General features: G+C 54.9%; 14 protein-coding genes. 12 read left to right on the plus strand and 2 right to left on the minus strand.

Annotated elements, in window-relative coordinates; translation table 11 throughout:
* Positions 1–2 precede the first annotated feature (2 nt).
* From MKX42_RS14315 to MKX42_RS14345, 7 genes are read left to right on the plus strand one after another with little or no spacing between them, the layout of a single operon-like run.
* Positions 3–398 carry a GPW/gp25 family protein gene (locus MKX42_RS14315; RefSeq protein ID WP_036733369.1) on the plus strand — a complete coding sequence of 132 codons (396 nt, stop codon included), beginning with the start codon at positions 3–5 and terminating at the stop codon, positions 396–398.
* On the plus strand, positions 398–4,051 hold the full coding sequence (locus tag MKX42_RS14320; RefSeq protein ID WP_340753082.1) for a putative baseplate assembly protein: 3,654 nt from the start codon (positions 398–400) through the stop codon (positions 4,049–4,051). The genes MKX42_RS14315 and MKX42_RS14320 overlap by 1 nt, the downstream gene beginning before the upstream one ends.
* Before the next feature lie 22 nt (positions 4,052–4,073).
* Positions 4,074–4,946, plus strand: coding sequence for a hypothetical protein (locus tag MKX42_RS14325; protein WP_340753083.1), 873 nt, complete (start codon positions 4,074–4,076; stop codon positions 4,944–4,946).
* The gene (locus MKX42_RS14330; protein WP_340753084.1) at positions 4,943–5,692 is read left to right on the plus strand and encodes a phage tail protein; all 750 of its coding nucleotides are present in this window, start codon (positions 4,943–4,945) and stop codon (positions 5,690–5,692) included. The genes MKX42_RS14325 and MKX42_RS14330 overlap by 4 nt, the downstream gene beginning before the upstream one ends.
* 28 nt (positions 5,693–5,720) lie before the next feature.
* Positions 5,721–8,561, plus strand: coding sequence for a tail fiber domain-containing protein (locus tag MKX42_RS14335; RefSeq protein WP_340753085.1), 2,841 nt, complete (start codon positions 5,721–5,723; stop codon positions 8,559–8,561).
* Between the two features lie 19 nt (positions 8,562–8,580).
* Positions 8,581–8,763: a hypothetical protein gene (locus tag MKX42_RS14340; protein WP_036701070.1), complete on the plus strand. Its 183-nt coding sequence runs from the start codon at positions 8,581–8,583 to the stop codon at positions 8,761–8,763.
* 38 nt (positions 8,764–8,801) lie between these two features.
* Positions 8,802–14,678, plus strand: coding sequence for a tail fiber domain-containing protein (locus MKX42_RS14345; protein ID WP_340753086.1), 5,877 nt, complete (start codon positions 8,802–8,804; stop codon positions 14,676–14,678).
* A gap of 208 nt (positions 14,679–14,886) precedes the next feature.
* Here MKX42_RS14345 and MKX42_RS14350 read toward each other — a convergent pair whose 3' ends face one another.
* Entirely contained in the window at positions 14,887–15,858 is a 972-nt protein-coding gene (locus MKX42_RS14350) for a helix-turn-helix transcriptional regulator (protein ID WP_340753087.1), read from the minus strand.
* A gap of 200 nt (positions 15,859–16,058) precedes the next feature.
* Here MKX42_RS14350 and MKX42_RS14355 point away from each other — a divergent pair, with 200 nt between their 5' ends.
* Entirely contained in the window at positions 16,059–17,219 is a 1,161-nt protein-coding gene (locus tag MKX42_RS14355) for a copper amine oxidase N-terminal domain-containing protein (protein ID WP_340753088.1), read from the plus strand.
* Here the strand turns inward: MKX42_RS14355 and MKX42_RS14360 are convergent.
* Positions 17,197–18,138: a LysR family transcriptional regulator gene (locus MKX42_RS14360; protein WP_340757690.1), complete on the minus strand. Its 942-nt coding sequence runs from the start codon at positions 18,136–18,138 to the stop codon at positions 17,197–17,199. The genes MKX42_RS14355 and MKX42_RS14360 overlap by 23 nt on opposite strands.
* Before the next feature lie 118 nt (positions 18,139–18,256).
* Here MKX42_RS14360 and MKX42_RS14365 point away from each other — a divergent pair, with 118 nt between their 5' ends.
* From MKX42_RS14365 to MKX42_RS14380, 4 genes are all read left to right on the plus strand, one after another.
* The gene (locus MKX42_RS14365; protein ID WP_340753089.1) at positions 18,257–19,423 is read left to right on the plus strand and encodes an MFS transporter; all 1,167 of its coding nucleotides are present in this window, start codon (positions 18,257–18,259) and stop codon (positions 19,421–19,423) included.
* A gap of 127 nt (positions 19,424–19,550) precedes the next feature.
* Entirely contained in the window at positions 19,551–20,150 is a 600-nt protein-coding gene (locus MKX42_RS14370) for a hypothetical protein (protein WP_340753090.1), read from the plus strand.
* Between the two features lie 458 nt (positions 20,151–20,608).
* Positions 20,609–23,188, plus strand: a complete 2,580-nt coding sequence (locus tag MKX42_RS14375) for a glycosyl hydrolase (RefSeq protein ID WP_340753091.1) — start codon at positions 20,609–20,611, stop codon at positions 23,186–23,188.
* A gap of 577 nt (positions 23,189–23,765) precedes the next feature.
* Entirely contained in the window at positions 23,766–24,998 is a 1,233-nt protein-coding gene (locus tag MKX42_RS14380; protein WP_340753092.1) for a glycoside hydrolase family 5 protein, read from the plus strand.
* Positions 24,999–25,068 lie beyond the last annotated feature (70 nt).

Consider the following 25,068-nt stretch of genomic DNA (forward strand, 5'->3'; position numbering starts at 1 on the left):
AGATGGAAGTTGTAGATTTTTTGGGACGGGGCTGGACGTATCCGCTCGCTGTCCAGCGGGGCAGTCTCCGATCCTCCGGTGGAGAAGACTCCATCCGGGAATCGATCATTCTGATTCTGTCAACGGCCCGCGGCGAGCGGGTCATGCGGCCGGATTTCGGCTGCAGACTGAATGAGCTGGTGTTCTCGCCCAATACCATGAGCACCGCAACCTTGCTGCGAAGCTTCATTGAAGAAGCCTTGCAGAACTGGGAGCCGCGCATTGAAGTGGACGACATTACGGTTACCCCGCGCTCAGACCGCTCCGAGCTTGAGGTGTCCATTGACTATTCGATCAGGGCCAGCAACAGCAAATATAATCTGGTCTATCCATTCTTCCTTGAAAGCGTGGGGAAATAATGCCAAACCAAATGCCTATTATTGATAAACGGGATCAGGAACAGCTGGTTCCCGAGCTACGACGCCTAATCTACCAATACTGCAGCCGGGAATGGACGGATGTGCCGGAGCTTGAGGCAGACAAGAAGGCAGATGCCCTGGTCCATATCTTCACCGGGATGATGAGCAAAGTGATCAGCCGGTTGAATCAGGCGCCTGCGAAGAATTTCACCTCCTTCCTGAATCTGATCGGCATTCATCCTACTCCGCCCCGTGCTGCCAAAGTTCCGCTGCTCTTCCGGCTGAAGCCAGATTCGGGCAGCTATAACACGGTTCCGGCCGGAACCCGGGTATCCGCCCAGCCGGAGCAGGGGGCGGAGGTGGTTTTTGAGACGGATAAGGATTTGACCATCACTATGGCGCAGCCTGTCCGGGCGGTGAGTCTCGATCCGCAGGAGGACCAGTGGAGCAATCAGGATCATCTGCTAGCCGGGGGAGCTGCCGGCAGACCTGCCCGGCTGTTCAGAGGGGATTCGACACTTGTCCACAGATTATATCTGGGACATACAGAGCTGCTCGGATTCCAGGAAGCGGGCAGCAGCTTATCGGTCTATTTCAACAAGCCGGATGCAGCCGCGCTGAGCAAGGCCGCGCCGGAGCAGGACAGAACCGGGGATCTGCTGAACCATATCGACTGGTTTTGTTTCGATGAAGAAGGGAATTCTATGCAGCTGTATCCTTCCTCAATAGCCGAAGCACAAGAGGACGAAGATGCTCTGTGGAGGGCGGTGGTCCGGTTCGACCGGCTGACTGGCGTGCATACGAAGACGCTGGCCGGGTACGAGCCGTCCGGGGCGCTGCGGGAATGGCCTGGCAAGTGGATTTTCGCCGAGTTGAAGAAGCCTATAACCGCCGGTACGCGAATGCCGGATATCGAAGATATCCGCCTGGAGCTTAACGTGGTGAGTCCGCAGCCGCTCCCGCCGGATGTGACGGTGAATAACGGGAACCTGCTGGATATGGGCAAGGATTATTATCCGCTGGGGGACAAGCCCAGAATCAACGATACGTTCTACATCGCCTGCGGGGAGGCCTTCTCGAAGCCGGGTGCCCGGATTACGCTGAGGTTGGAGCTGTCAGAGCCGGAGATCAGCAAGCTGCCGGACACACCGTATGTGAGACTCGGCTGGGAATATTGGAACGGGCAGGAATGGCTTGCGATCACCGGTCTTGAGGAGAGAACGGACGAAGGCGGTGCAGCTTATGCCGGCGCTGCCCTCCGTGCGGTGAGCAGCCTTACTGCCAGCGGAACGCTGAGCTTCGTCTGTCCGGGTATCCAGAAGCTGACGCTGGGCGGTGAAGAGCAGTACTGGGTCCGGGCCCGCATCACCGGCGGGAATTACGGCGAGGATGCGAAATACGAATATCAGGATGAAGAGGTCAAGCTGGGAGAAGGCAGCATCAATGTAGCCAAGCTCAAGGTGACCCAGGCCACATACGCGCCGCCTTCCATCCGTAAGCTCAGCATTGCCTACAGCTACACACTGGAGGCGCACCCGCAGACCGTGCTCACAGAGAATAACTTCAGCTTCGCTGACAAGTCGGCGGCCTGCCGCAACGAAGGCGAATATTTCAAGCCGTTCTATCCGTGCACCGAGACGGAGCCGACCTTTTACCTGGGCTTTGACCGTGATATCAGCGATCTGCCCGTGTCGCTCTTCTTTCCGCTAACGGGTGAACAGCTGGGACGTCCGGTAGTGGCGTGGGAGTACTGGGACGGCAGAAGATGGCTGACGCTCAGCGTGAATGATGAGATCAGAGGCTTCACCCGCAGGGAGATTCTGCAGTTTGCCGTGCCGGGAGATATTGTGAGACGGCCGCTGTTCGGCACGGAGCAATACTGGATACGTGCCCGGCTGGATGAAGGCCGGTTCGAGATAGTCCCGCAGGTGGATGCTATTCTCGCTAACGCGGTCTGGGCCCGCAATTCCAATACCGTTGCGGGAGAGCTTCTGGGCTCCAGCAACGGTGAGGAGAATCAGACCGTTCAGTTGTCCAAAATACCCGTGCTGCCAGGCCAGCTTCTCAAGGTCCGGGAAGCCACCGGTCAGGGGACATGGATACCGTGGGAGGAAGTCAATACGTTCTCCGTATCCGGTTTAGATTCAAGGCACTATATGCTGGACAGAAGCACCGGAATGATCATGTTCGGGGATGGACGCAGCGGCATGATTCCGCCTATGGGCACAGACAACATCGTGTGTGACTACAAGCATGGCGGCGGAGCGTCCGGGAATGTTGCCGTAGGCTCGGTATCCCGGATATGGGACAGTTACAGCTGGCTGGATTCCGTAACGAATCCAGTGGCGGCGGACGGCGGCTTCGATCAGGAGGAAGCAGAGCAGGCTGAGCTTCGCGGGCCGCATACGCTGAAGAGCTGGAACAGGGGCGTAACCGCTGAGGACATGGAATGGCTGGTGCGTGAGGCGATGCCCCAGATTGCCAAGGTGAAATGTCTTAGCGCCATGAACCGGGAGCTGGAATTCACTCCGGGTAGAGCGACACTGATTGTGGTGCCGGAGACAGACGATCCAAGGCCGGTCCCGAGCCAGGAATTGCGCAGTGAGATTGAAGCCTATCTGTGTGAACGGATCTCGGCCCCCCTGAACACTGCTGTGCCGGGGATTGAAGTGGTTGGCCCGGACTACGTCCGCACTGCTGTGGAGGCAACCGTAGCATTTACCTCTCCAGACCAGCGGAAGGTAGCAGAGGGCCGGATCATCGACAACCTGAAGCAGTTCTTTCATCCGCTTAAGGGCGCAGACGGGAATACGGGCTGGGAGCTGGGACAGAACCTGTATGTCTCCGAGGTCTATGCCGTGATTAAGAATACGCCGGGTGTTGACTATGTATCGGATGTAGTCGTCAAGGCTTCAGTGCAATGCTTCACGCTGAAGCTGGAGCCGCTTGAGAACGGGCCGTATAAGCCTCAGGCCGCCTATCCGAAATACAGCCTGGTCCGCTCTGAGGACAACGCGCTTCAATTTGCCCTTGCCGAGCCGGTGGATGCCGGGGATGAAGTAAAATCGCTGGTGCTCAGAGGGTTCAAGGAGAACGGAATCATCAGGCTCCGCTACAGATCCCGGGAGCCGGTAGAGCTGATTGTCCTCTCCATCGACGGTGACATGCTCGAATGCCAGACCCTTGACGAAGAACCGCTTGCAGAGAGCTATCCTGAGGGCAGCGATCTGGAATTTGGACTTCCGGGTGATCTGACAGTCCGGACGTTTATCCTCAATAGGCTGGATTCGGGGACGGTAACCTTTGTTGTGAAGACCGCTGTATTCGAGGAGAAGGATATTGTCTTCCTGAGCCGGACGGATGAGTACATCAACACCACACCGCTCAAGATCCGTACCCTCGCCAGCGGCAATATTCATCTGGAAGAGGATGAGCTGATCTGCGGCGGGCTGCATCTGGTGAACAAGCCGGAGGAACATCCCTTTCCATATCTTATGGATAAGCGGGCGGGCCTGCTGCATGATTTGACCGCAACCACGGCAGCGTGTGGGCTGGAGACCATCCGCAGGGAAGAGCGGAGGTATCTGACGGGGCTGTCCGGTATTCCGGACACAGTGGTGCGGTGTCCGCATTGTAATACTTTGGAGCCGTAACTACAGAAAGGAGGAAGAATCTATGCCGCTTCCAGTATTGAAGCTGGATGATCTTAGCTTTGACCAGCTTGTGGCCGATGCCACTGCGCTGATTCCGCTCTACGATCCGGATTGGACGAACTATAACCCCTCCGATCCCGGCATTACCCTGGTGGAGCTGTTCGCCTATTTCACGGAGATGGTTCTCTACAGGCTTGACCAGGTGACCGATGAGAGCAGGCAGCAGTTCCTCAAGCTGCTGGGTATCACCCTGGAGGACGGGGAGAAGCTGGCCAGCGGAATATCCCGCGGGGCGAAGCAGTTCTCCGAATGCTACAGGGCTGTGACGGCAGAAGATTACCAGCTGCTGGCGGGGCAGAGCCTGCTGGATATCCCGGGGATTCGGACCACGTATCCCGACCTTGCGGTCCGTACACTCTGCCTGATTAATACGGATATGGAGAACGGCACCGGGCCGGATAAAGAAGCCTTCGGGCATGTGTCCGTAGTTCTGGTGCTCCAGACCGAGAATCAGCAGGATCTGCGCAGAGACATGGCGGAGATCAAGCAGCAGGTTAAAGCGATCATGGAGAAGAGCAAGCTGCTGACGACCCGAGTCCATGTCGTTGAGCCAGATTACCGGGATGTTGCGATTGAGATGACGGTTGCCGCCGGGAATCAGAGTATCGGGAGCATTGTGCACGACAGCATTGTACAGTTCCTGGACCCGGTTAACGGGGGGGAGCACGGACAGGGCTGGCTTCCGGGGAGGAAGCTGTACGCCTCGGATCTGTATCATCTGGTAGAGGGAATCGCCGGTATTGATCATGTGACCAGCGTGAACCTGGACTCGCCTGAGCTGCTGCCGTTCCAGTTATTTAAGCTGAAGGACCTGAAGATTGAGGTGGAAGCATGAGCAAGACAGACGGGTACAGTTATGTGGAGTATCTTCCCCGGGTGTTCCAGCAGAAAGCGGGGGAGCCGGATGAACAGTTTTTTCTGGGACGGTTCCTGAAGGCCTTCGAAGCCATGCTCTCGGGCAATACGGGGACGGCAGGCACGGAATCTGTGGGCATGGAGGCTTTGCTGGACGGTTTGCATCAATACTTCGATCCGCAGACGGCTCCCTCGCAGTTTCTGCCCTGGCTTGCAGGCTGGGTAGGCCTCCAGTTGGCTGAAGGCGTGGAGTATGACGGTGAGGAGGATAACCAGGAGCGCACACTTGCCCCTACGCAGATTCTTCCGCTTGCGGACACCCGCAGCACCGTTAACCGCAAGCTGATCAGCAGCATCGTCCAGCTCTATAAGAAACGCGGAACCCTGGGCGGTCTGGCCGAATATTTGCAGGTTCACGCCGGTGAAGAGGCGGCCATCCATATCTATAGCTACGAGGAGCCTGTCCGTCTCGGTAACTCCCGGCGTATAGGCATTAATACGATGGTCGGGGCGGCCGAGCCGAGCTACTTCTCCGTCCATATCATCCTCCCGGCGTACAGCCGGAGCCTGCTGCAGCAGAAGGTGCGGAATCTGCAGGAGGTGATCCGGAAGGAGCGGCCCTTTTACACCAATTCCAGCTTGAATATTGAAGTTCCATCTATGCGTCTGGGGGTCTATGGGCGTGTGGGGATGGAGACCTTAGTCGGGGGTATGACAGAGCAATAGAGATTATAGACCGGGAGGCAAGCGAATCATGGGAAAAGAATTAAGAAGAATGCGCTACTTTGACGGGCTCTTCCTGAACGCTGAGGATTACATGCTCGATCAGGAATTTCACCTGCGCCTGCAGCGGCTGCATAACCGCTATCTGCATACCTGGGGGATTGTCTGCGGGCTCAAGGTACTGCCCTCTGCGAAGCCGGGGGAATCCATGAAGGTGAACATTGCAGAGGGGCTGGCCTTGAATCTGGTGCTGGTCAAGAACGGTGACAAGTATGAGAGCATCAGCCAGGAAATTCTGATCTATGAGGGGCATCCGGATAATCCGGTCAACCTCTCCGAGTATAACGCCAATGAGAATATCTACATCTGGGTCAGCTATGAGGAGGTGGGGGCTGAACGCAGCATCGAGCGTGGACAAGGGGAACAGATCCATATCTGGGAGCGGGGGAAAATCAGTCACGGGACCACTAAGCCTGAGGGTACCGATACGATCCTTCTGGCCCGGGTGGTTCCCCGCACAGATGGGGCGGGTATTACCATCGACAGCACATGTATATACGATTACGACAGCGATGCGGCCCGGACGCCCATAAGAACCTATGCCGGTGCCGCCGGCAAGAAGCTGGTCACGGAGAAGCTGGTGATCCCGGCTCAGAGTGAGGACAGTATGGACAGCGCGGGGCTGAGTGAAGCTATTCTGGCGGCGATGCCGTCTATGACTACACTGCAGGCTGGCAAAGTGCTGGAGATCAGAGCTCCCGAGACCCGCTTCACCGGGGCTATGAGCGTAGCCGGAGCGTTAACGATTGAGGGCGAGCTGATTCTGAAGAGCAAGGACAAGGCCCAGAGCGAGATGCGGATTATGAACAGCTTCGTTGAGGTGAACAGCCCCAACACGGACGACCCGAAGTATGTATTCCCGGGTGCAAGAGATGGCGGTCTTGAGGTATACCGGGGTGACGGGGGCAAGCAAGACGCCAGGATTGTCTGGGTGGAGAAGGAGAAACGCTTCAAGGCGGGGATCGGTGAAGATCTTAAGGCAATCGCCTACGGCAATGAGTGGGACAGCCTGATCAAGTCTGAATTCGCTGATCTGCTGCACCGGCACAGCAAGCTTTCTTCGCCATCAGGCCTAAGCTTCGGTTTCACCGGGGCGGGCAAGCTGTACAGTGATGCCGATCTTGCCCTTCAGGATGAGAGAATCCTGCTGCTGAAAGGCACGAACCCGGACACGGTTGACCATTCGCATGGCCTCGGCTGGTTCGGAGCCGGGAAGCCCTTCGCTGCGGCAGAGGTAGAGGGGCCGGTATTATTTGGCGGCAGCGGCGGGGCACTCGGTACCCGGACGGTTAACGCCGACGGCTCCCATACAGATAAGCAGGCGCTCTCCTGGAACAAGAACGGCTATGTCGGCATCGGCCCGCAGAAGCTGCTGGAGGATTCGCTGGATGTCGAGGGCAGCGTACGCCTGCTCAGCGGCCGGAACCCGCTCCGCTTCACCTCCGCCTGGACGGGCTTTCCCGACAAACAGACGAACGGTGCGGAGATCTGTAACGATACTACAGACTACAAGGCGCTGATGATAGTTGGCAATAACTCTGCCGGGCAGAAGAGAAAGGTCGCCATCTGGGACCGGCTGGATGTGAACGGATTTCTGTATGTGAACGGGACAATGCAGGCCTCCCAGGAGATTATTCCTAGCGCGGGGAACGGGGAGCACAGCGGCATTATATTCCCGGCCAATCCGGGTGGAGGCGGGTATGATCAGGCTTGGATCAAGTACTATCCCCGTACAGGCGAGGATTGCACGCTGGAGATCGGTACCTCCAATGACAGGAGTGACCATATCTCTCTGATAGCTTCCGGCAACGTGGGCATCGGCACACTGGAGCCTGCGGACAAGCTGGACGTGGCAGGGGAAATGCGTATCCTGAGCGGGCAGAACCCGGTCCGATTCACCTCTGGATGGACAGGCTTCACGGGCCAATCGAAGAAGAATGCCGAGATCAGTAACGATACCACGAACTACAATTCATTGATGATCGCGGGTAACGGGATGTCGGGAGTCCGCAGAGTCTCGATCTGGGACAATCTCGATGTCAATGGTTCCCTGCAGGTGAAGGGGGGCGCCTATATTGGCGGTGATCTCGAGATCAAAGGCAGCATCAAGACAGAGGTATTCAACTTCGCCGGCAAATTCAAAAAGCTGGATGTAGCTGAGGAATTCGCCGCCACTGTACGCTGCGCTGATTTCTACATCGGTTATCCCGGGCGCCGCGGGGCTCCCGGCCGGGCGCTAGTCGACAATGGCAGCCATCTGGTGCTCAATTACGGCAACGACTGGTCCTATGCTTCTGTCCACAGCAGCCTGGAAGTGAGAAGTGCCCTGATCCCGAGCGCGGGCAGCGGCAACAACGGGATTATCTTCCCGTCCGATCCCGGCGGCGGCAGCGGCGACTCGGCCTGGATCAAGTACTATCCGACCAGCGGGGAGAACTGCGTGCTGGACATCGGAGTCTCTAATGATGCCGGCGACCGCATCTATCTTCATGCCAGCGGCGGGGTCTATGCCAACGGCAGCATGTACTGGTGGTCTTCGCGCGAGCTGAAGGACAATATTGCGGATATTCCGGTCAAGGAAGCGAAGCAGCTGCTGGAGGGGCTAAATCCGGTCTCTTTTAAATACAAAGGAGGCACTAAGCAAAAGACCCTCGGCTTCATTGCGGAGGAAGTACCGGCTGTTCTGGCCGATCCGGAGCAGCGGGCGATCAGCGGGATGGATATCATTGCCGTTCTGACCAGCGTGATGAAGGATCAGCAGAAAGCGATCACAAGAATGCAAAAACAAATCGACACCCTGCAGGGTGCCTAAACCTTAGGAGGATGAACTCATGAAAGAACAATTAGAAGCACGCATGAACGAACTGAAGGCAGAGCTTGAATCCGGGCGGCAGATGATCCAGGAGCTGGACGAGAAGCGTACCAATCTGGGATATACCTTAACACGCATCAGCGGGGCAATCCAGGTGCTTGAGGAGCTGGCTGCCGCAGAAGAGGAGTCCGTTCAGGCCTAAGCTAGCTGTAACTATGAAGAGCCGGGAGGAGTGGGATTGTGCCAAAGGATATGAAACGCATGAATTATTTCAACGGGCTGCTGCTGAAGGAAGAGGATCTGACGCTGGATCAGAATTACCATAAGCGTGTGCGGCAGCTGCATAACCGTCATTTTCATGATTGGGGAGTCGTGGATGGCCTTAAGGTCACCATGCGGGACGGGATAACCGTTGAGATCGCTCCGGGCTTTGCCCTCAACCGTGTCACCGACCCGGAGCACAATGAGGAGATCAGCCAGGAAATTATGGTCAGTGACGCTCACCCGGATCGGGTGATTAATCTCTCCGGGTACAGCACTTCGGATCAGATCTATATTTCTATCAGCTATAAGGAAAAGCTGACGGATACAGATCTGCTCAAGGGAGGAGGCAACCCCATCCATGTGCTGGAGCAGGCGAACATTGATATAAGCTCCCGGAAGCCCGCAGATGTACACCAGAATATCCTGCTGGCCCGTGTGAATCTGAAGCATTCCCAGGACGGGTCCTTAACGATCGGCGGGATCTATGAGACGGATGTAGACGGGTCTCAGCTTGTGACCAGGGCCGCTGGCGGGACGGTGCTTAAGGCGGATCAGATCATTATCGGCAAAGAGAAGAAGCCCGAAACGCCCTTCCTCAGCAACTCGAAGGACCTGGACGGCGAGGAAGGGAGCCGGCTTAATGTTCACGCTGTGCTGACAGAGTTCACTGGCGACATCAAGGCCGGGGCCATCAGCACTTATGGATCAGTGGATATAGACGGCGCGTTATCTGTAACCTCGGGTAGCGCAGCGGTGTTCAAGGTGAATGAGTCCGGCGATTTGGAGGTCTCCGGCGCGTCAACCATGGAGGGTCCTTTCTCCGCGAAGCAAGGGATTGAAGTCAGCGGGGGGATGGCGATGCTGGATGTTCCCCAGGTTATCATCGGCGGAAGCAAGGTCACCTTGAATCAGAATGCGGCTGAAGATGACCGGATGGGGATCGAGATCCTGCGCAAGGATCATTCCAGCGCCAAGCTGCAATGGGATGAGAAGAATAAGAGCTGGATGATTGGAACCGAAGTGCAGGCGGGTGACGATGCCAGCGGATTGTTCAAGGTGGCTTATGGAGCAGACTGGGAGCAGCTGCATCACGGTGCGAATGCGGATAGTCTGCATAGCCATAGCCAGCTGATGGCTGCGGATGGCAAGCCGTCACTTCGCACGGACAACGAGGGGACGGTCCTGGTTGACCGGGGAATGAGCGTATCCGGGACACTGGTATCCCAGAAGGATGGCCTGGAGGTCTTCCGGGGAGCCACGCTGCCTAATGCCAAGATAGCCTGGAATGAAGCCGCGAAATCCTGGCAGACCGGCACCGTGAGCGGGGATATGACCAATATTCCTGACGGGAAGCAGTGGGAGGAGCTGACCGGCGGCAACCGGAACGCAGATGCTCTGCATACCCACAGGCAGTTCCATAACGAAGACAAGAGCCTGCTTGCGCTGGAGATCGGTGCGGACGGCAATGTGAATATCCCCCATGAGCTGATGGTCGGCGAGACCCTGACCGTGAATAAGCTGATTGTCCGGGAAGAAGAGGTGGTCATCCGGAAGGTTGAGCAGGAGGTAGCAGACAGCTTCCTTACGGTCAATAAGGCGGAAGACCACACAGCTCTGGGTAACAAGGGAGGGCTGGATGTCTACCGGGGCAGCCAGCTTCCGGCAGCACGCATGGAGTGGAATGAAGCAGACCGCAAGTGGAGAATCGGGCTTGAAGGCAGCATGTCCGACATTCCCTACGGGAACAAATGGGACACACTGACCAGCGGGGCTGTGGCGGATGCTTCCCACAAGCACAGCACACTGAGTACGCCGTCCGGCGGAACGATTCTGTCGGCAGACGCCCAGGGACGGCTGTCCGCATCCGGGAATATGGAGCTCGGCGGTACGCTGCTGGCTAAGGGCAGTACCACGCTGAAGTCCGACCTGAGTGTTGGAGGATCGGCTACGATTGAAGGAAATCTGACGGTCAAGGGCACCACTACCTTCGTCAAAAAGGAAGATCTGGTGGTGGTCAGCAACCGGATTGAGCTCAATAAATTCGAGGGGAATAGTTCCTCCCTGAAGCAGAGCAGCATTGAGGTCTACCGGGGCAAGCTGAACCCGAGCGCCAAGCTGCTCTGGGACGAGACGGATGGCAGATGGAAGCTGGGACTCGGCGATGAACTGTCCAATATTGCCTATGGGAGTAATTGGGACGCGTTGACCGGAGGGGTCAGCTCGGATGCAGATGGCCTGCACCGGCACAATTCCCTGAGCGATAGCATGGGCAACACGGCTGTCCAGGTTACTGCAGACGGTGATTTTGAAATGATCAATGATGCTGAGGTGCAGGGCTCCCTGACCGTCAATAACGGGGCGGAAGTCAGCGGAGGTCTGGCGGTTCAGGGCCTGGTTAAGGTAGACGGCAATCTGATCGTCAAAGGCACCACGACCACGCTTAACCGTGAGGATCTGGTCGTCACCAATAACGTCATTGAGATCAACAAATTCGCAGGGGATACCCCGCCAGCCGCCGAGAGCGGCATTGAAGTGTTCCGGGGAGAATCGCAGCCGCCGGCCAGAATGTTCTGGAACGAAAGCGAGCGGAAGTGGAAGGTGGGTATCGGAAATTCGCTGGAGAATGTCGCCAGCGGCAGCTCCTGGGACAAGCTGACACAGATGGCGAGTGCGGATGCTCTGCATCTTCATAGCCAGCTGTACAATCCGAAGAGTGACATCCTGGCACTCAGCGCCAGCGCCGGAGGGGATGTGGATATTCACCATGACTTGACGGTGGGCAGCAATCTGACGGTAGCCGGAGAGCTGGAGATCCGGGGGGCCTCGGCCAAAATTGCCACAGATGAGCTGGATATCGGCAGTCCCTGGATTACCCTTAATAAGGTTGGTGGAACAGTCAAGTCGCTTGCGGGTAGCGGACTTGAGATCTATCGCGGCCCGGATCAGAATCCGGTCAAGCTCGCCTGGGATGAGGTCAAGGACCAGTGGCAGCTGGCAACACCTGCGGATAGTGCGGCGGTAGTAGTGGATTCATCCGGCAATATCCAGGCGTCCGGTGCAGTGAAGGCTGCAGGTGCTGCGATTACAGGAGCCGTTACTGCCGCCAGTGCGGCAATTGCAGGAACAGTGACGGTCGGAGACGGCATTGAGGTGCTGCAAGGCACCGAGACTAATGCGCAGATCAAGTGGGCTAAGGACCGCTGGAAGCTGGGTACTGCCGGCAGAACGGTTCTCAGCCTGACCCGCAGCGGCAAGATGGGGGTGGGCACGGATAATCCGACCGAAGTCCTGGATGTGGCAGGCAAGGCGGTTTTCCGGACGGAGACAGAGGTCTCTGGCGCGGCATCCTTCTCAGGTAAGCTGACCGCTCATAGTGATGCTGTATTTGAAGGCCCCGCTACTTTTAACAAAGGGATTAATGCAGCGGGTGCCGTGATTAGCAATCATGCGGTGGTGTCCGGGAATGTGACTGCCGGAGGGTTCGAGGCTCCGCGCGGTCTGGATAAAGACGGCAACCCTAAGAAGAATGCACGGATCTACTGGAATAATGAGCTGAATTCTTGGTTCTATGGCGATGGGGACAAGTTCGCTGAGTTCGGCACCGGGAAGGGCGGCCAGCATCAACTCTACAATTCACTTGGCAATGCGGTTACCTTGTCTTCGGATGCAAAGGGTTATATCGGCATCGGAACCACAGTTCCGCTGGCCCTGCTGGATGTTAGAGCAACTGGCGGAGATAGCTTGTTCAGTGTTACCAAAGACGGAGAGGTCGGCATCGGAACCGTGACTCCGCAGGCGCTTCTGGATGTGAAGGTACCAGGCAAAGACAGCTTGTTCATGGTTACCAAAAGTGGAGAGGTCGGCATTGGAACCTTAAGCCCTGACCCTAAGTCCAAGCTGGATGTTCAAGGCAATACAGTAATCCGCGGGGAGCTTAGTGCAGTTAGCGCCTCCATCTCCAAGGATCTGACGGTGAACGGAAATCTGACGGTGAATGGCGATGTCGTGACGATCAACGCGGCTGAGCTTGAGATTGAGGACAGCATTATAAGAGTTAACAAATATGATCCTAAGAGTGATCACATTGTCCAAAATGCCGGTCTGGAGGTATTCCGCGGCGGCACCGCTCTTCCAGCCCAGCTGCTATGGGATGAGACTGCCGATGAATGGCTGGCCGGAGTCTCAGATACCCTGAAGGTCATAGAGTTCAAAGGTCATATCCACCCCGAGTATGCTGCTCTGGCGGAGGCGATCACTGTTGACGAAGGCAATGTCGGGATTGGCACGGATGCCCGGGCCGCTAAGCTGGAGGTCAAAGGGAATGCCGTTGTCAGCGGATCATTGACGGTTACAGAGGCTTCATTAAGCGGCGGCTTGGCGGCAGCAAATGCAACGATCAGCGGCTTGGCTGCACTTAAGGAGGTCACCGTCAGCGGAGGTTTCACAGCTCAGGATGCCGCCATCACCGGCGATCTTACGGTCAGTAAGGGAATTGCAGTGGACAGAGGAACGGATCAGAAGGCACAGCTGCTCTGGGATGATGCCCAGAAGGTCTGGACGGCGGGTATTGAAGGAAGCATGAAACAGCTATCCTACAGCGGTCATACACACCAGGAGCTGTCGGAGCTGACCGGGGTGCTGAAGATCGCCTCCGGGAATGTCGGCATCGGCACCGCCGCTCCAGCCGCCAAGCTTGAGGTGAACGGCAATGCGGTGGTATCCGGGCTTATGACCGTTACAGATGCGGCAGTCAGCGGCAAGTTAACGGCTGCGGATGCCGAATGTAGCGGAATGCTCCGCGCGAAGGATGCTGAAGTTACGGGAAGCCTTACGCTTAGCCGGGGGATTGATGTGGGTAGGGGAACCGGTGCCAAGGCACAGATTGTATGGAACGAAGAGATGGCTGAATGGCAGCTGGGGCTTGCAGGCAGCCTGAAGCAGCTCTCGTACAGCGGTCATACGCATAAGGAGCTTACGGATCTGAATGCTGTGCTGAAGGTGTCCTCGGGCAATATCGGAATCGGCACCGCCGCTCCAGCCGCCAAGCTGGATGTGAGCGGTAATGCGGCGGTATCCGGTAGATTAACCGTCTCTGACGCTGTTGTGAACGGGGCGTTAACCGTGAAGAACGCAGTGATCGACACGTTACTAAAGGCAGCGGATGCCGAATTTACAGGAACGTTCAACGCGCAGGACGCCGCCTTCACAGGTACATTGTCAGCGAAGGAACTAACCCTCAGTGATACACTGAACGTGAAGGATGCCATGATCAGCGGCAGCCTGACGGTTACCCGGGGGATCGAGCTGGACCGGGGCAAGGATAAGAAGGCACAGATTCTCTGGGATACTACGGCAAATGCATGGCAGGCGGGCATTGAGGGAAATATGCAGAAGCTGGTCTGCCAGGATGCCGACTATGATGAACTGGTCCAGGTGGCGGGCGCATTGACACTAGATTCCAGCAGCAATGTCGGCATTGGTAAAGCGCCCGCAGATAACTACAAGCTGGATGTGAACGGCAACCTGCGGGCAACGAACTTCGCACAGACCTCCTCCCGGACCTACAAGGAGAACATTGCCAGCCTGCCGGTGAAGAAGGCGCTGGAGCTGCTGAACAAGCTGAAGCCGGTGACCTTCAACTACAAGACGGAGAACGGCAAGCAGCAGAATATCGGCTTCATCGCCGAGGATGTGCCACAGATTTTCTCCACTGCGGATCACAAGTCTGTAGTACTGATGGACATTATCGGTGTACTGACCACGGTAGTTCAGAAGCAGCAGAAGGAAGCTCAAGACATGCGCAAGCAGGTAAATGAGCTCAAGGTTCAGGTTACGGCCTTGGCCGGCGCTTAATGGCAACAACTCCTCAGCACATAAGGTGAACGAAGCAGCTCCTGCCGCAATTATGCCGCAGGAGCTGCTTCGTTTGGAAGAATACCCTAGTCATTTCTTGCTGCATTCCAATCATGGGTGGATTCTCCTCTCCAGATGAATACAGTCTGGCATTAATAATCTGGTCTCCATCCTATAACAGCTTCACTGACAGAGGCTGTCAGTAAGTTCAATCCCCATCGTTCATGTAATGTCTGCTAATCGCACCGGCCAATTCCTGAATCTGGTTCTTGAGCTCCAGAGGCTCATGAATACGTATGGAAGTGCCGAAGCTCAAAAGATATTCGGGAAGATATTTATTCATAGAGGGAGCATCCAGCAGGAACCTCGCCTCCCGGTCCGTCCGCTCCGTCAGGTAGTGCCGCAGATGCCAGTTGCCGCATAGCTTGTTCAGCGCATCCGGCTCCCCTTCGATACGGATCACGAGCAGATGGGCATTTTCTTCCGGCTCCGGCTCCAGCTGGCTGCGGAAATAGTCTGATACCGAGAAGGGCTCCGGCTTAGGGAAGCTGGCTTCCGTTAACGCAAGCTTGACAATGCGGTCCACACGATAGGTCCGCATGGCCTGTGACCGGTGACAGAACCCAACCATATACCATTCCGAACGGTCGTAAGCCAGACCATATGGATCGACTACGCGCTCCTCGTTCTGTGCAGCATTCACTTTCCGGTAGGTGAGGTGGACCGTCTGGCCCGCCTTCACAGCCTGCTCCAGCTCCCGCAGCAAAGGGACGACAGACGGGGGACGGGACGGAGCGATCACATCGAGACTGCCTGTGTGCAGCGACAGGTCTTGGCGCTGTTCATCGTGTAGCCCGTTCTCTACCTTTTTGAGTGCGTTTTCCAGCTCCAGGGCGTAGGGATAGCCAGCGCTTTGCGCGAATTTATAGGCATCAAGCAGCGCTCTCAGCTCCATGGAGCTGAAGAACAGGGGCGTCTCACTGAAGCTCTCCAGAATATGTACCCCGCCGTCATGTCCTGATTCGGCGACCACCGGCACCCCACTGGCACATAAGGCATCGATATACCGGTATACCGTGCGGACGCTGATCTCCAACTGGTCTGCGATCTGAGCGGCAGTAAGCTTTTTGCCGGACCTCAGCATCCACAGCATTGCGAGCATATTATCCCATTTGGCCATCGGGTTATTCTCTCCTAAGTTCTCAATTCGTTAACGGTTGAGTCATGTATTTCCCTTATATTTCTCGCTGAAACAGTGCCGTCCCTAAAAGGACAGCAAAGCCGTTTCTGCTTAGTCTACCATTTAGTATTCGGCTGTTCCATCTGTAATATGCTATGATAGGAAATATGGTATTTTCTGAGAAATGAAGGGGGTACGTTATGGTTACATTCAAAAAGCTCATGCAGATCATTGGACTCAGTGTTATTGTCACGAGCGTGGCACATTCTCCTGCCCCGGCTGTTGCTGCCTCCGGTACAACCCAGTCTGCCACAGCCGGGGCACCTGCGGTTCAGGTCTACCTGAACAATGAGCAGATTACTTCACCTGCAGGGGGCGCTACGCTCATCAACAATACAGTTATGCTCTCGCTGGACAAGCTATATGTGCGAGGGGCGAATATTACATATGACGAGCATTCCAGAATGCTCACCATTCAGAATCTGCTCACGCAGGGCAGCATGAAGATCGGCAGCACTCACGCCTCTGTGAACGGGAAGCAGATCACCTATCCCGCTGCCTTCCAGCAGGTGAATAAGAAGCTCTACATCCCTCTGCGCTTCGTGAATGATGCGATTGGCGGGTCACTGGAGTGGGATACGCTCAAGCGTGAAGCGTTCATCAGCTATCCTGAATACACCGGCAAAGGCAGGACGGCCAAGAACGCGTATTTCCTGAATGGGTTAGACGGCACTTTGTATAAGCGGGATGCTGAGGGCAAGGTTCATTCCCTGGGAGCTTCTACAGCAAAGCTTGATCCGTATTATATTGCCAACACGGAGATTACGGCTGAGAAAATATCGGCTGATGCCGACCTGGTGACCATTCAATATAGCAGCGGTGAGCCTTCCGTGAACCTGACTGTATACAATATGTTTGTGAAAAAAGGGGTCATTCTGCGCCAATCCAAAGCGAATTACTGGCAGTTCTACCCTGAGGATATCAAGAGCTATGACGGAAACGCCGTGATGAATGACGGTCATTCCGTTCGTTTAATCGCTCCGGATGGTTCCGTCAAGCAGACCTGGAATATGTCCAAGCTGGCCGGTACACCGGATGCCACCTATGCGATAGAAGGCATTAGCGGGAATGTTCTGATTGTCCGTTCTTCACAAGACGGCGTACTTACTCTAATCGATACAGTAGCTAAGCAAGCAGTCGTTCTTTACAAGGAATTCGATATCGATCCTAAAGAGTTCGCCGGATTCATCTATGATGGAATTCGGTTCACCGGAGTAAGTCCAGATCAAACTGAATTGCAGTTTATGTTCACCAATAACAAGAAGGCGAGCAGGCCATTTACGTATCGGCTGGGGTCTTAGTGGACTGATCATCGGTACCGGAAGATTCCAACAGATCCATCCAGAACTCCTTCAGATAGCCGATAAAAGTATGGGTGGCCTTGCTGATGTAACGGTCTGCCCGGTAAATTAAGCTGAGCTTGCGGATCGGCGGCGAATCCAGGATGGGAATGGAGCGCAGTCCGCTGTTCTTCATCGCGTCCATAAGACTGCCCGGCTGCACGGTACCGCCGATTCCGGCCTGGACCAGCTGGATCAGCGAGGTGGCCGATCCGGTCTCCATAATCGGTTCCAGTGCAAAGCCGGCTTCCCGGCAGGTGTTCTCGACCAGCTCTCTGCCGATAAAATTTCGCGGGTACATCACAAGCTGGATGTACTGAAGCTCGGACAACTCGATATGACTCTTGGCAGCGTAAGGATGATCCTCGCGGACAATCAGATGATACGGCTCCCAGCCGAGATCAATCTTGGTTAACAGTTCATCGCGCGGCCCCTGGAGGCAGATCCCGATGTCCAGCTTGTTATCCAGCACCTCCTGCTGAATGACCGTCGAGGCGAACACCTGAAGCCGTATATTTGGATAATCCTCGTGGAACTTAACCAGCATCGGTGTTAATTGGTAATCAAGGTCGGAGGGCAGCAGGCCGAGCCGGATGGTGCCGCGGTTATCCAGGCGCAGCTCGTCCATGGCCGCCTTGGCGTTGTGTTCATTCTGGACCATCCGGACTGCGTATTCCTTCAGGAGTGCACCGGCCTCGGTAAGGGCAATTCTTTTGCCGATCCGGTCGAAGAGGGGGAGCCCCAGCTCACCTTCCAGCACCTTGATCTGCTGGCTTAACGTGGGCTGGCTGATCCCCAGCTTCTCGGCGGCCCGTGTGAAATGCAGTTCTTGACACACAGCCAGAAAATAATGCAGATGGCGGGTTTCCAAATAAATCACTCCGTTCAGAGAAGGTTCATAGTTATATTCTATTATAATAATAGAAATAATAGTATTGAACAATGTGTTTTACACCCGTATACTCAGGTTACTATTCAGAGAATATGGAGTGATAGAAATGCCTTTCCTATTATTAGTTATCGCCTTGCTGGCTGCCTCATTAAATATGCGTCCGGTCATTACGTCCGTCTCACCGCTGGTAAGCAATATTCAGGGGGACCTGGGGATGAGCAGCCTGCAGGCCAGTCTGCTGACTACGCTGCCTGTTCTGTGTATGGGCATCTTTGCACCGGTTGCTGTAAGCATCAGCCGCCGCTTCGGTATGGAGCGTTCAATCTTTGCATCGATGGTGCTAATCGGGGCGGCTACTGCCGCACGGGGCGTATTATCCTCGGCCGCTGGGCTAATTCTGACGGCGCTCGCAGCAGGTGTGGGGATCGGCATCGCCGGTCCGCTGCTGTCGGGCTTCATTAAGCGTTATTTCCCCGGGCGTTCGGCTATGGTAAGTGTATATTCTGCCGCGTTGGTGCTGGGCGCATCGCTGGCGGCAGGCCTGTCTGTTCCGTTGTACAATTGGCTGGGCAGCTCATGGAAGCTATCGCTGGCAGTATGGGCGGTACTCTCCCTGGCAGCTCTCCCGGCCTGGTGGAGAATTGCAGCGAAGTCGCTGCAGCCGGAGGCTCAGCGTGTGCATGCCAAGCTGCCCTTGGCGAACAAGCGGGCTTGGCTGCTGACCGTATTCTTCGGCCTGATGGCCAGTGTCTTTTATTCGCTGACGGCTTGGCTGGCCCCGATAGCCATGTCTAAGGGCTACAGCCGCCATGATGCAGGCAACCTGCTCACACTGTTCACCCTGATTCAGATTCCGGTGAGTATTCTGGTGCCGATCCTCGTGGCCAGATTCCAGCGGCGCACCTTATGGCTGGTGCTGTGCAGTCTGTTCGAGCTAAGCGGACTGCTGCTGCTCCTCGGATCAGGCTCACCATTCCTGAGCGCAGTCCTGCTCGGGATCGGTGCCGGAGGCTTGTTCCCGCTGGCGCTCATGCTGCCGCTGCTCATGACACAGCGGGCAGAAGAGGCCAGCGCCTGGTCCTCACTGAGCCAGGGCGGCGGCTATATTCTCGGAGCCTTGGGTCCGCTCGCAGTGGGCCGCATCCTGGATGCCTCGGGCTCATTCCAGTTTGCCTTAACCGGCTTAGCTGTAGTCACTGTGCTCATGATCGCGGTGCAGCTGATGATAGGCAGAAGCTCCCGTGAAGGTACAGTGTCTAGGGTACGTCCATAATTTCGGACCTGAGTTTCGCTACAGGTAGACGTTAACGCGCTCCTTGAGATATGCCCTGGAGTGCGTTATTTGTTATAATGGGAACGGTTGACCAGAGTACAAGTCAGGTGAAGGGGAGGACAAGAATATGGATAAGGGTATGAATATTAATATGGATATCGAGATGGATGTGGATAGGGTTGAAGAGCCGGCCGTTCAGCTTATCGGCATGCTGGGACAGCCGTATGACTCCAAGAGGGTCCAAGCCGTGCTTAAGCCCTATGGCGTTAAGCGCATGCCGGCGCCGAAGAGCTATTTCAACGACACCATGATCTCTTGCGCAAAAGCATCTCTGAGGATGGATCTCTACCGTATACCCAAAATCAATGTGCTGACCGGACTACATTATACGAATCCCGATGAATGGATCATCGGCGCCATCCACTTCCTTCCCCCTGGTTCGGGCGACAAGATCGAAGTGCCTTATCCCGTTATTTTACCTGAGGGAATTACGATGAACTCTTCGCCTGAGGAAGCGATCGCGGCCTATGGCCTTCCGCAGTTGGATGAAGAATGTGAATGGCCCGGATTTTCCGGCCGCATTATCGCCTGGCGGGGCGAGGGAATAAACATCGCATTAGAATACGAGTATAGCAGAGAAGGTAGAGTGCTACGAACCTATATCGCCTGCCTAATCGGCTGCATCGGCGCTTGGACGAGCGACAACCCGGAGGTTTTTTCACCTTGAGCAGGGGAAATTAGCCTGATAGGAACAAGCTTTTGATAGAATTATAGCCGTTCGCGTTACGGGGGATGGGGAAGCCAATCAACAAGGAAACTTAGTTGGATAAAAGGCACTTGTTCCCGCTGAATCACACTCCTTTTAAGCAGCAGTTGGAAAAAAGGCACTTCTTTCAGCCGATTCTATGAAATCGGCTGGATTTGCACAAATTAAGTGTTGTTAATCCAACTGCTACCTCCAACTTCCCTGTTAGCGCTCGAATAGTTGTGCTTTTTCCACTAGCTTCCCTCCGCACGCGATAGACTGAACATTCCTTCCTCTCTGCAATTCATACCACTGGGCACACTTGCTGATTTGTATTTACAAATTATGGAATACATGCTATCTTTGCTATGAAAGCGCAACCATGATCTGATAGGTTAACCAAGGTTTTACCATTTTGTTCATGGGGAGGAAGGAAGATTATGAAGAAATGGCTCAAAAGAACAGGAACCATGCTGCTGGCCTGTACGCTGCTGCTTGGAGGGCTTACTGCACCGCCTGCGGCGCACGCTGACCCTGCACTGATCACCATCGAAAGCGAGAATGCCCAGCTCACTCCAGATCTGCAAGTGACGACCCAGATTTACGGAACGCCGAAGCCCGGCTATTCGGGAAGCGGTTTTGTCTGGATGCAGAACTCCGGTACGCTAACCTACACCGTAACTGTCCCGGCAACCGGCATGTATACGATCTCGACCCGTTATATGCAGGAGCTGAGCCCGGATGGCAGACAGCAGGCATTAATCGTTAACGGTGCTGCGAAGGGTTCGTTTATGCTGCCCTACACCACTACGTGGAAGGATTTCAACTTCGGCTATCACAAGCTGAATCAAGGCAGCAATACCATTCAGGTAAAAGCAGGCTGGGGATTCGCTTATTTCGACGCCTTAACGGTGGATCATGCGAACCTGGACCCCCTGATTGTGCAGCCCGTACTCTCTGACGCTCAGGCTACGCCCGAAACCCAGCTCCTGATGAATTATTTGACGGAGGTGTACGGGAAGCATATGCTCTCGGGCCAGCAGGAGATCTACGGCGGAGGGAATGACGGCAACTCCGAGCTGGAATTTGACTGGATTCACAACCTGACCGGGAAATATCCGGCAGTCCGCGGCTTCGACCTCATGAACTATAATCCGCTGTATGGCTGGGAGGACGGCACAACCGCCCGCATGATCGACTGGGTGAATAATAAGGGCGGGATTGCGACCAACAGCTGGCACCTTACCGTTCCCCGTGACTTCACCGCCTACCAGCTAGGGGAATTTGTGGATTGGAAGAAAGCCACCTACAAGCCTACCGAGACCAACTTTAATACCGCCAATGCTGTGATTCCCGGAACCAAGGAGTACAAATACTTGAAGCTGGCGATCAAGGACTTGGCAGAGCAGTTGCAGATTTTGCAGGAGAATAATGTGCCCGTGATCTTCCGTCCTTACCATGAGGCTGAGGGCAACGGGGGATTAAATGGGGAAGGCGCGTGGTTCTGGTGGGCTTCGGCAGGGGCAGAGGTGTACAAGCAGCTCTGGGATCAGCTCTATACCGAGCTTACGGAGACCTACGGCCTGCACAACCTGATCTGGACCTATAACAGTTATGTGTACAGCACTTCTCCGGCCTGGTATCCAGGGGATGATCAGGTGGATATTGTCGGCTACGATAAATACAATACCATCTACAACCGCTATGACGGACTGTCCGGCGTGCCGAATGAGGACGCGATTAGCTCAACCTTTTATCAGCTGGTGGATCTGACCGGGGGCAAGAAGATGGTAGCCATGACCGAGAACGACACCGTTCCCAGTGTGCAGAATCTGACCGAGGAGCGAGCGGGCTGGCTCTACTTCCTGCCATGGTACGGTGAGCATCTGATGAGTACGGCCTTCAATTATCCGGCTACGCTGACCACCCTGTACCAGAGTGATTATGTCATTACGCTGGACGAGCTGCCTGATCTGAAGGGCAATAATCCTCATCCAAGCGCAACCATTACACCATCCATGGTCGAATTTGACAAAGCTCCGGCTCATCAGACCGACCAGACCGTCACCATGAACCTGAACGGTAACACGTTAACGGCCCTTCGTTCTGGTACCGCCATTTTGACTGAGAACGAGGATTATACCGTAAGCGGGAACACACTGCTGCTCACTAAGGCGTTCCTGGCAACGCTGCCGGTTGGCGAGCATTCGATCGTCCTGGATTTCAATCAGGGCCAAGATCCCGTGTTAAAAGTAAAAGTCATCGATACTACACCAGGCGCTGCCATCTCACCAGACCATGCGGTGTTTGACCGGGCGGCGAATCTTGCACAGGACATATCTGTAGCGCTTACCTTACACGGGGACCAGCTGACAAGTCTGAAGAGCAGCAACTACACACTTGTCCCCACTCAGGATTACACGGCCACTGATACTGCGGTTGTTCTGAGAAAAGCTTATCTTGCCACGCTCCCGCTCGGCCAGCATGCGATCACTTTTCATTTTAGCGGCGGAACAGAGGTAGTGCTTACTGTGAACGTAGAGGATAGCAGTGTTCCGCTGCCTTCAGGCGACTTGACCATTCAGGCCTACAACGGCAGCACCGGTGCTTCGACCAATGGAATCGCACCCAAGTTCAAAGTAATCAACACCGGGAATTCACCGGTCCAGCTGAGCGATGTGAAGCTCCGGTATTACTACACGATTGACGGCGAGCAGCAGCAGAGCTTCTGGACCGACTGGGCCAGCATCGGAAATGCGAATGTCACCGGGACCTTCGTGAAGCTGGACACCCCGGCCGCCGGTGCCGACTATGCGCTGGAGCTTGGTTTCACCAGTGCCGCGGGCACCCTGAACCCCGGCCAGAGCGCCGAGATTCAGACCCGCTTCTCCAAACAAGACTGGTCCAACTACAATCAGGCGAATGACTACTCCTTCCGCGCCGCCGGTACCCAGTTCGCCGATCACGAGCAGATTACTGGGTATGTGAACGGGCAGCTGGTGTGGGGGTTGGAGCCTTAAGCGACCTCAACCGTAGTTGTTGACCCATTCTCCGCTAAATAATGAAAGGATGTGATTTGGCGGGGAATTCATTATACCGGAGGTGTTCTTTTGAAAAGAAGGTATAGGTCAACAATAATCCTGCTGGCGTTAAATGTACTTTGTATTTTTGCGGTCGATATTGGTACCATTAAGTATAGACTTGGAAAAGGGACTTCAGGTAACGGGAACCCCGGAATAGTAGTTCTGATCCTTAGTCTGATGTTGCTTACGATTTTCCTCATACACTTGGTGTTGAAATCGATTGAATCTCTAAGAAAGCTGCCCCCAACAATCACATCAATAGTCATTCCAGCTCTATCACTTGTCACTTTAGTGCTCATGATATTTGGTGAACTACACACAATCAGTGAGTTGGAACAGAACTTAAACGGCTTCACAAATGATAAAGATTCCGTAGTCTTTCGTTTCAGCTGGATTAATCAGTATACTAACACTCTGTTTTATAATGGATACATTTTGATGTTCGGAATTTCGATAGCGATGCTTGTGTCTTGCCTTGTAGTTAGAATTCAATCTAAGGAACGGAGGTTCTAATATGTTAACCAAAATCAAAAAATGCGGAGTCTACAGCCTAGCTCTAGTATTACTGGCATCCACCTTGCTCGGCAGCTCGGGTTCCCGCGCATCTGCATCTGCGGCTGAAGCGTCAGCCGCGCTGACTTCGGACTTCAGATCTTTGCAGGCTTCGCAGATCGTCAGCGAGATGGGGGCCGGATGGAATCTGGGCAACTCGCTCGAAGCTTCGGTGAACGGAATACCCAGTGAGACGGCCTGGAATAACCCAACCATTACGCCGCAGTTGATCCAAAAGGTCAAAGCAGCAGGCTTCAAAACGATCCGCATCCCAGTCTCTTATCTGAATTATATCGGCAGCGCTCCTAATTATACAATTAACTCGGCATGGCTGGACCGTGTGAAAGCAGTCGTGGATTACGCCTACAATGAAGGCCTCTATGTGGTCATTAATATTCACGGGGACGGCTTCAATTCCGTTCAGGGCAGCTGGCTCCTGGTGAACAGCGGCAACCAGACCGCCATTAAGCAGAAGTACCAGAAGGTATGGCAGCAGATCGCGAATAAGTTTGCCAATTATGGCGAACGGCTGATTTTGGAGTCGATGAACGAGGTGTTTGACGGCAGTTACAACAATCCGAATCCGGCGTATTACGCTAACCTGAATGCCTACAATCAGATCTTCGTGGATACGGTCAGACAGGCAGGCGGCAACAATAGTGCCAGATGGCTGCTGATTCCGGGCTGGAATACGAACATCGACTATACGGCGGGCAATTACGGCTTCGTACTCCCAACCGACACCTATAGATCCTCTACCATACCTAGCTCGGAAAAAAGAATCATGATCTCTGCCCACTACTATTCCCCTTGGGATTTTGCCGGTGAGGAATCGGGGAATATTACGCAGTGGGGTGCGTCAGCGACGAACCCTGCCAAGAAATCTACCTGGGGACAGGAGGATTATCTGAACTCGCAGCTCCAATCCATGTACAATAAATTCACGACTCAAGGCTACCCTGTAGTAATTGGTGAGTTCGGTTCAATCGACAAATCTTCCTACGATTCCAGCAATAATAACTACCGCGCCGCCTATGCCAAAGCTGTAACGGCAACCGCCAAGAAGTACAAGGCCGTCCCCGTCTATTGGGACAATGGCTATAACGGACAGCACGGCTTCGCCTTGTTCAGCCGTTATAATAACTCCGTCACCCAGCAAGGCATTATCAATGCCATTATGCAGGGGATGCAGTAAAGAGGATTCCGCCGGTATACAAGTAAGAAGCTCTTGGGATGATCCCAAGAGCTTTTTGCTTGCGCGCTGT

Source organism: Paenibacillus sp. FSL R7-0204 (genome assembly GCF_038002225.1).
Classification (GTDB): Bacteria; Bacillota; Bacilli; order Paenibacillales; family Paenibacillaceae; genus Paenibacillus_AQ.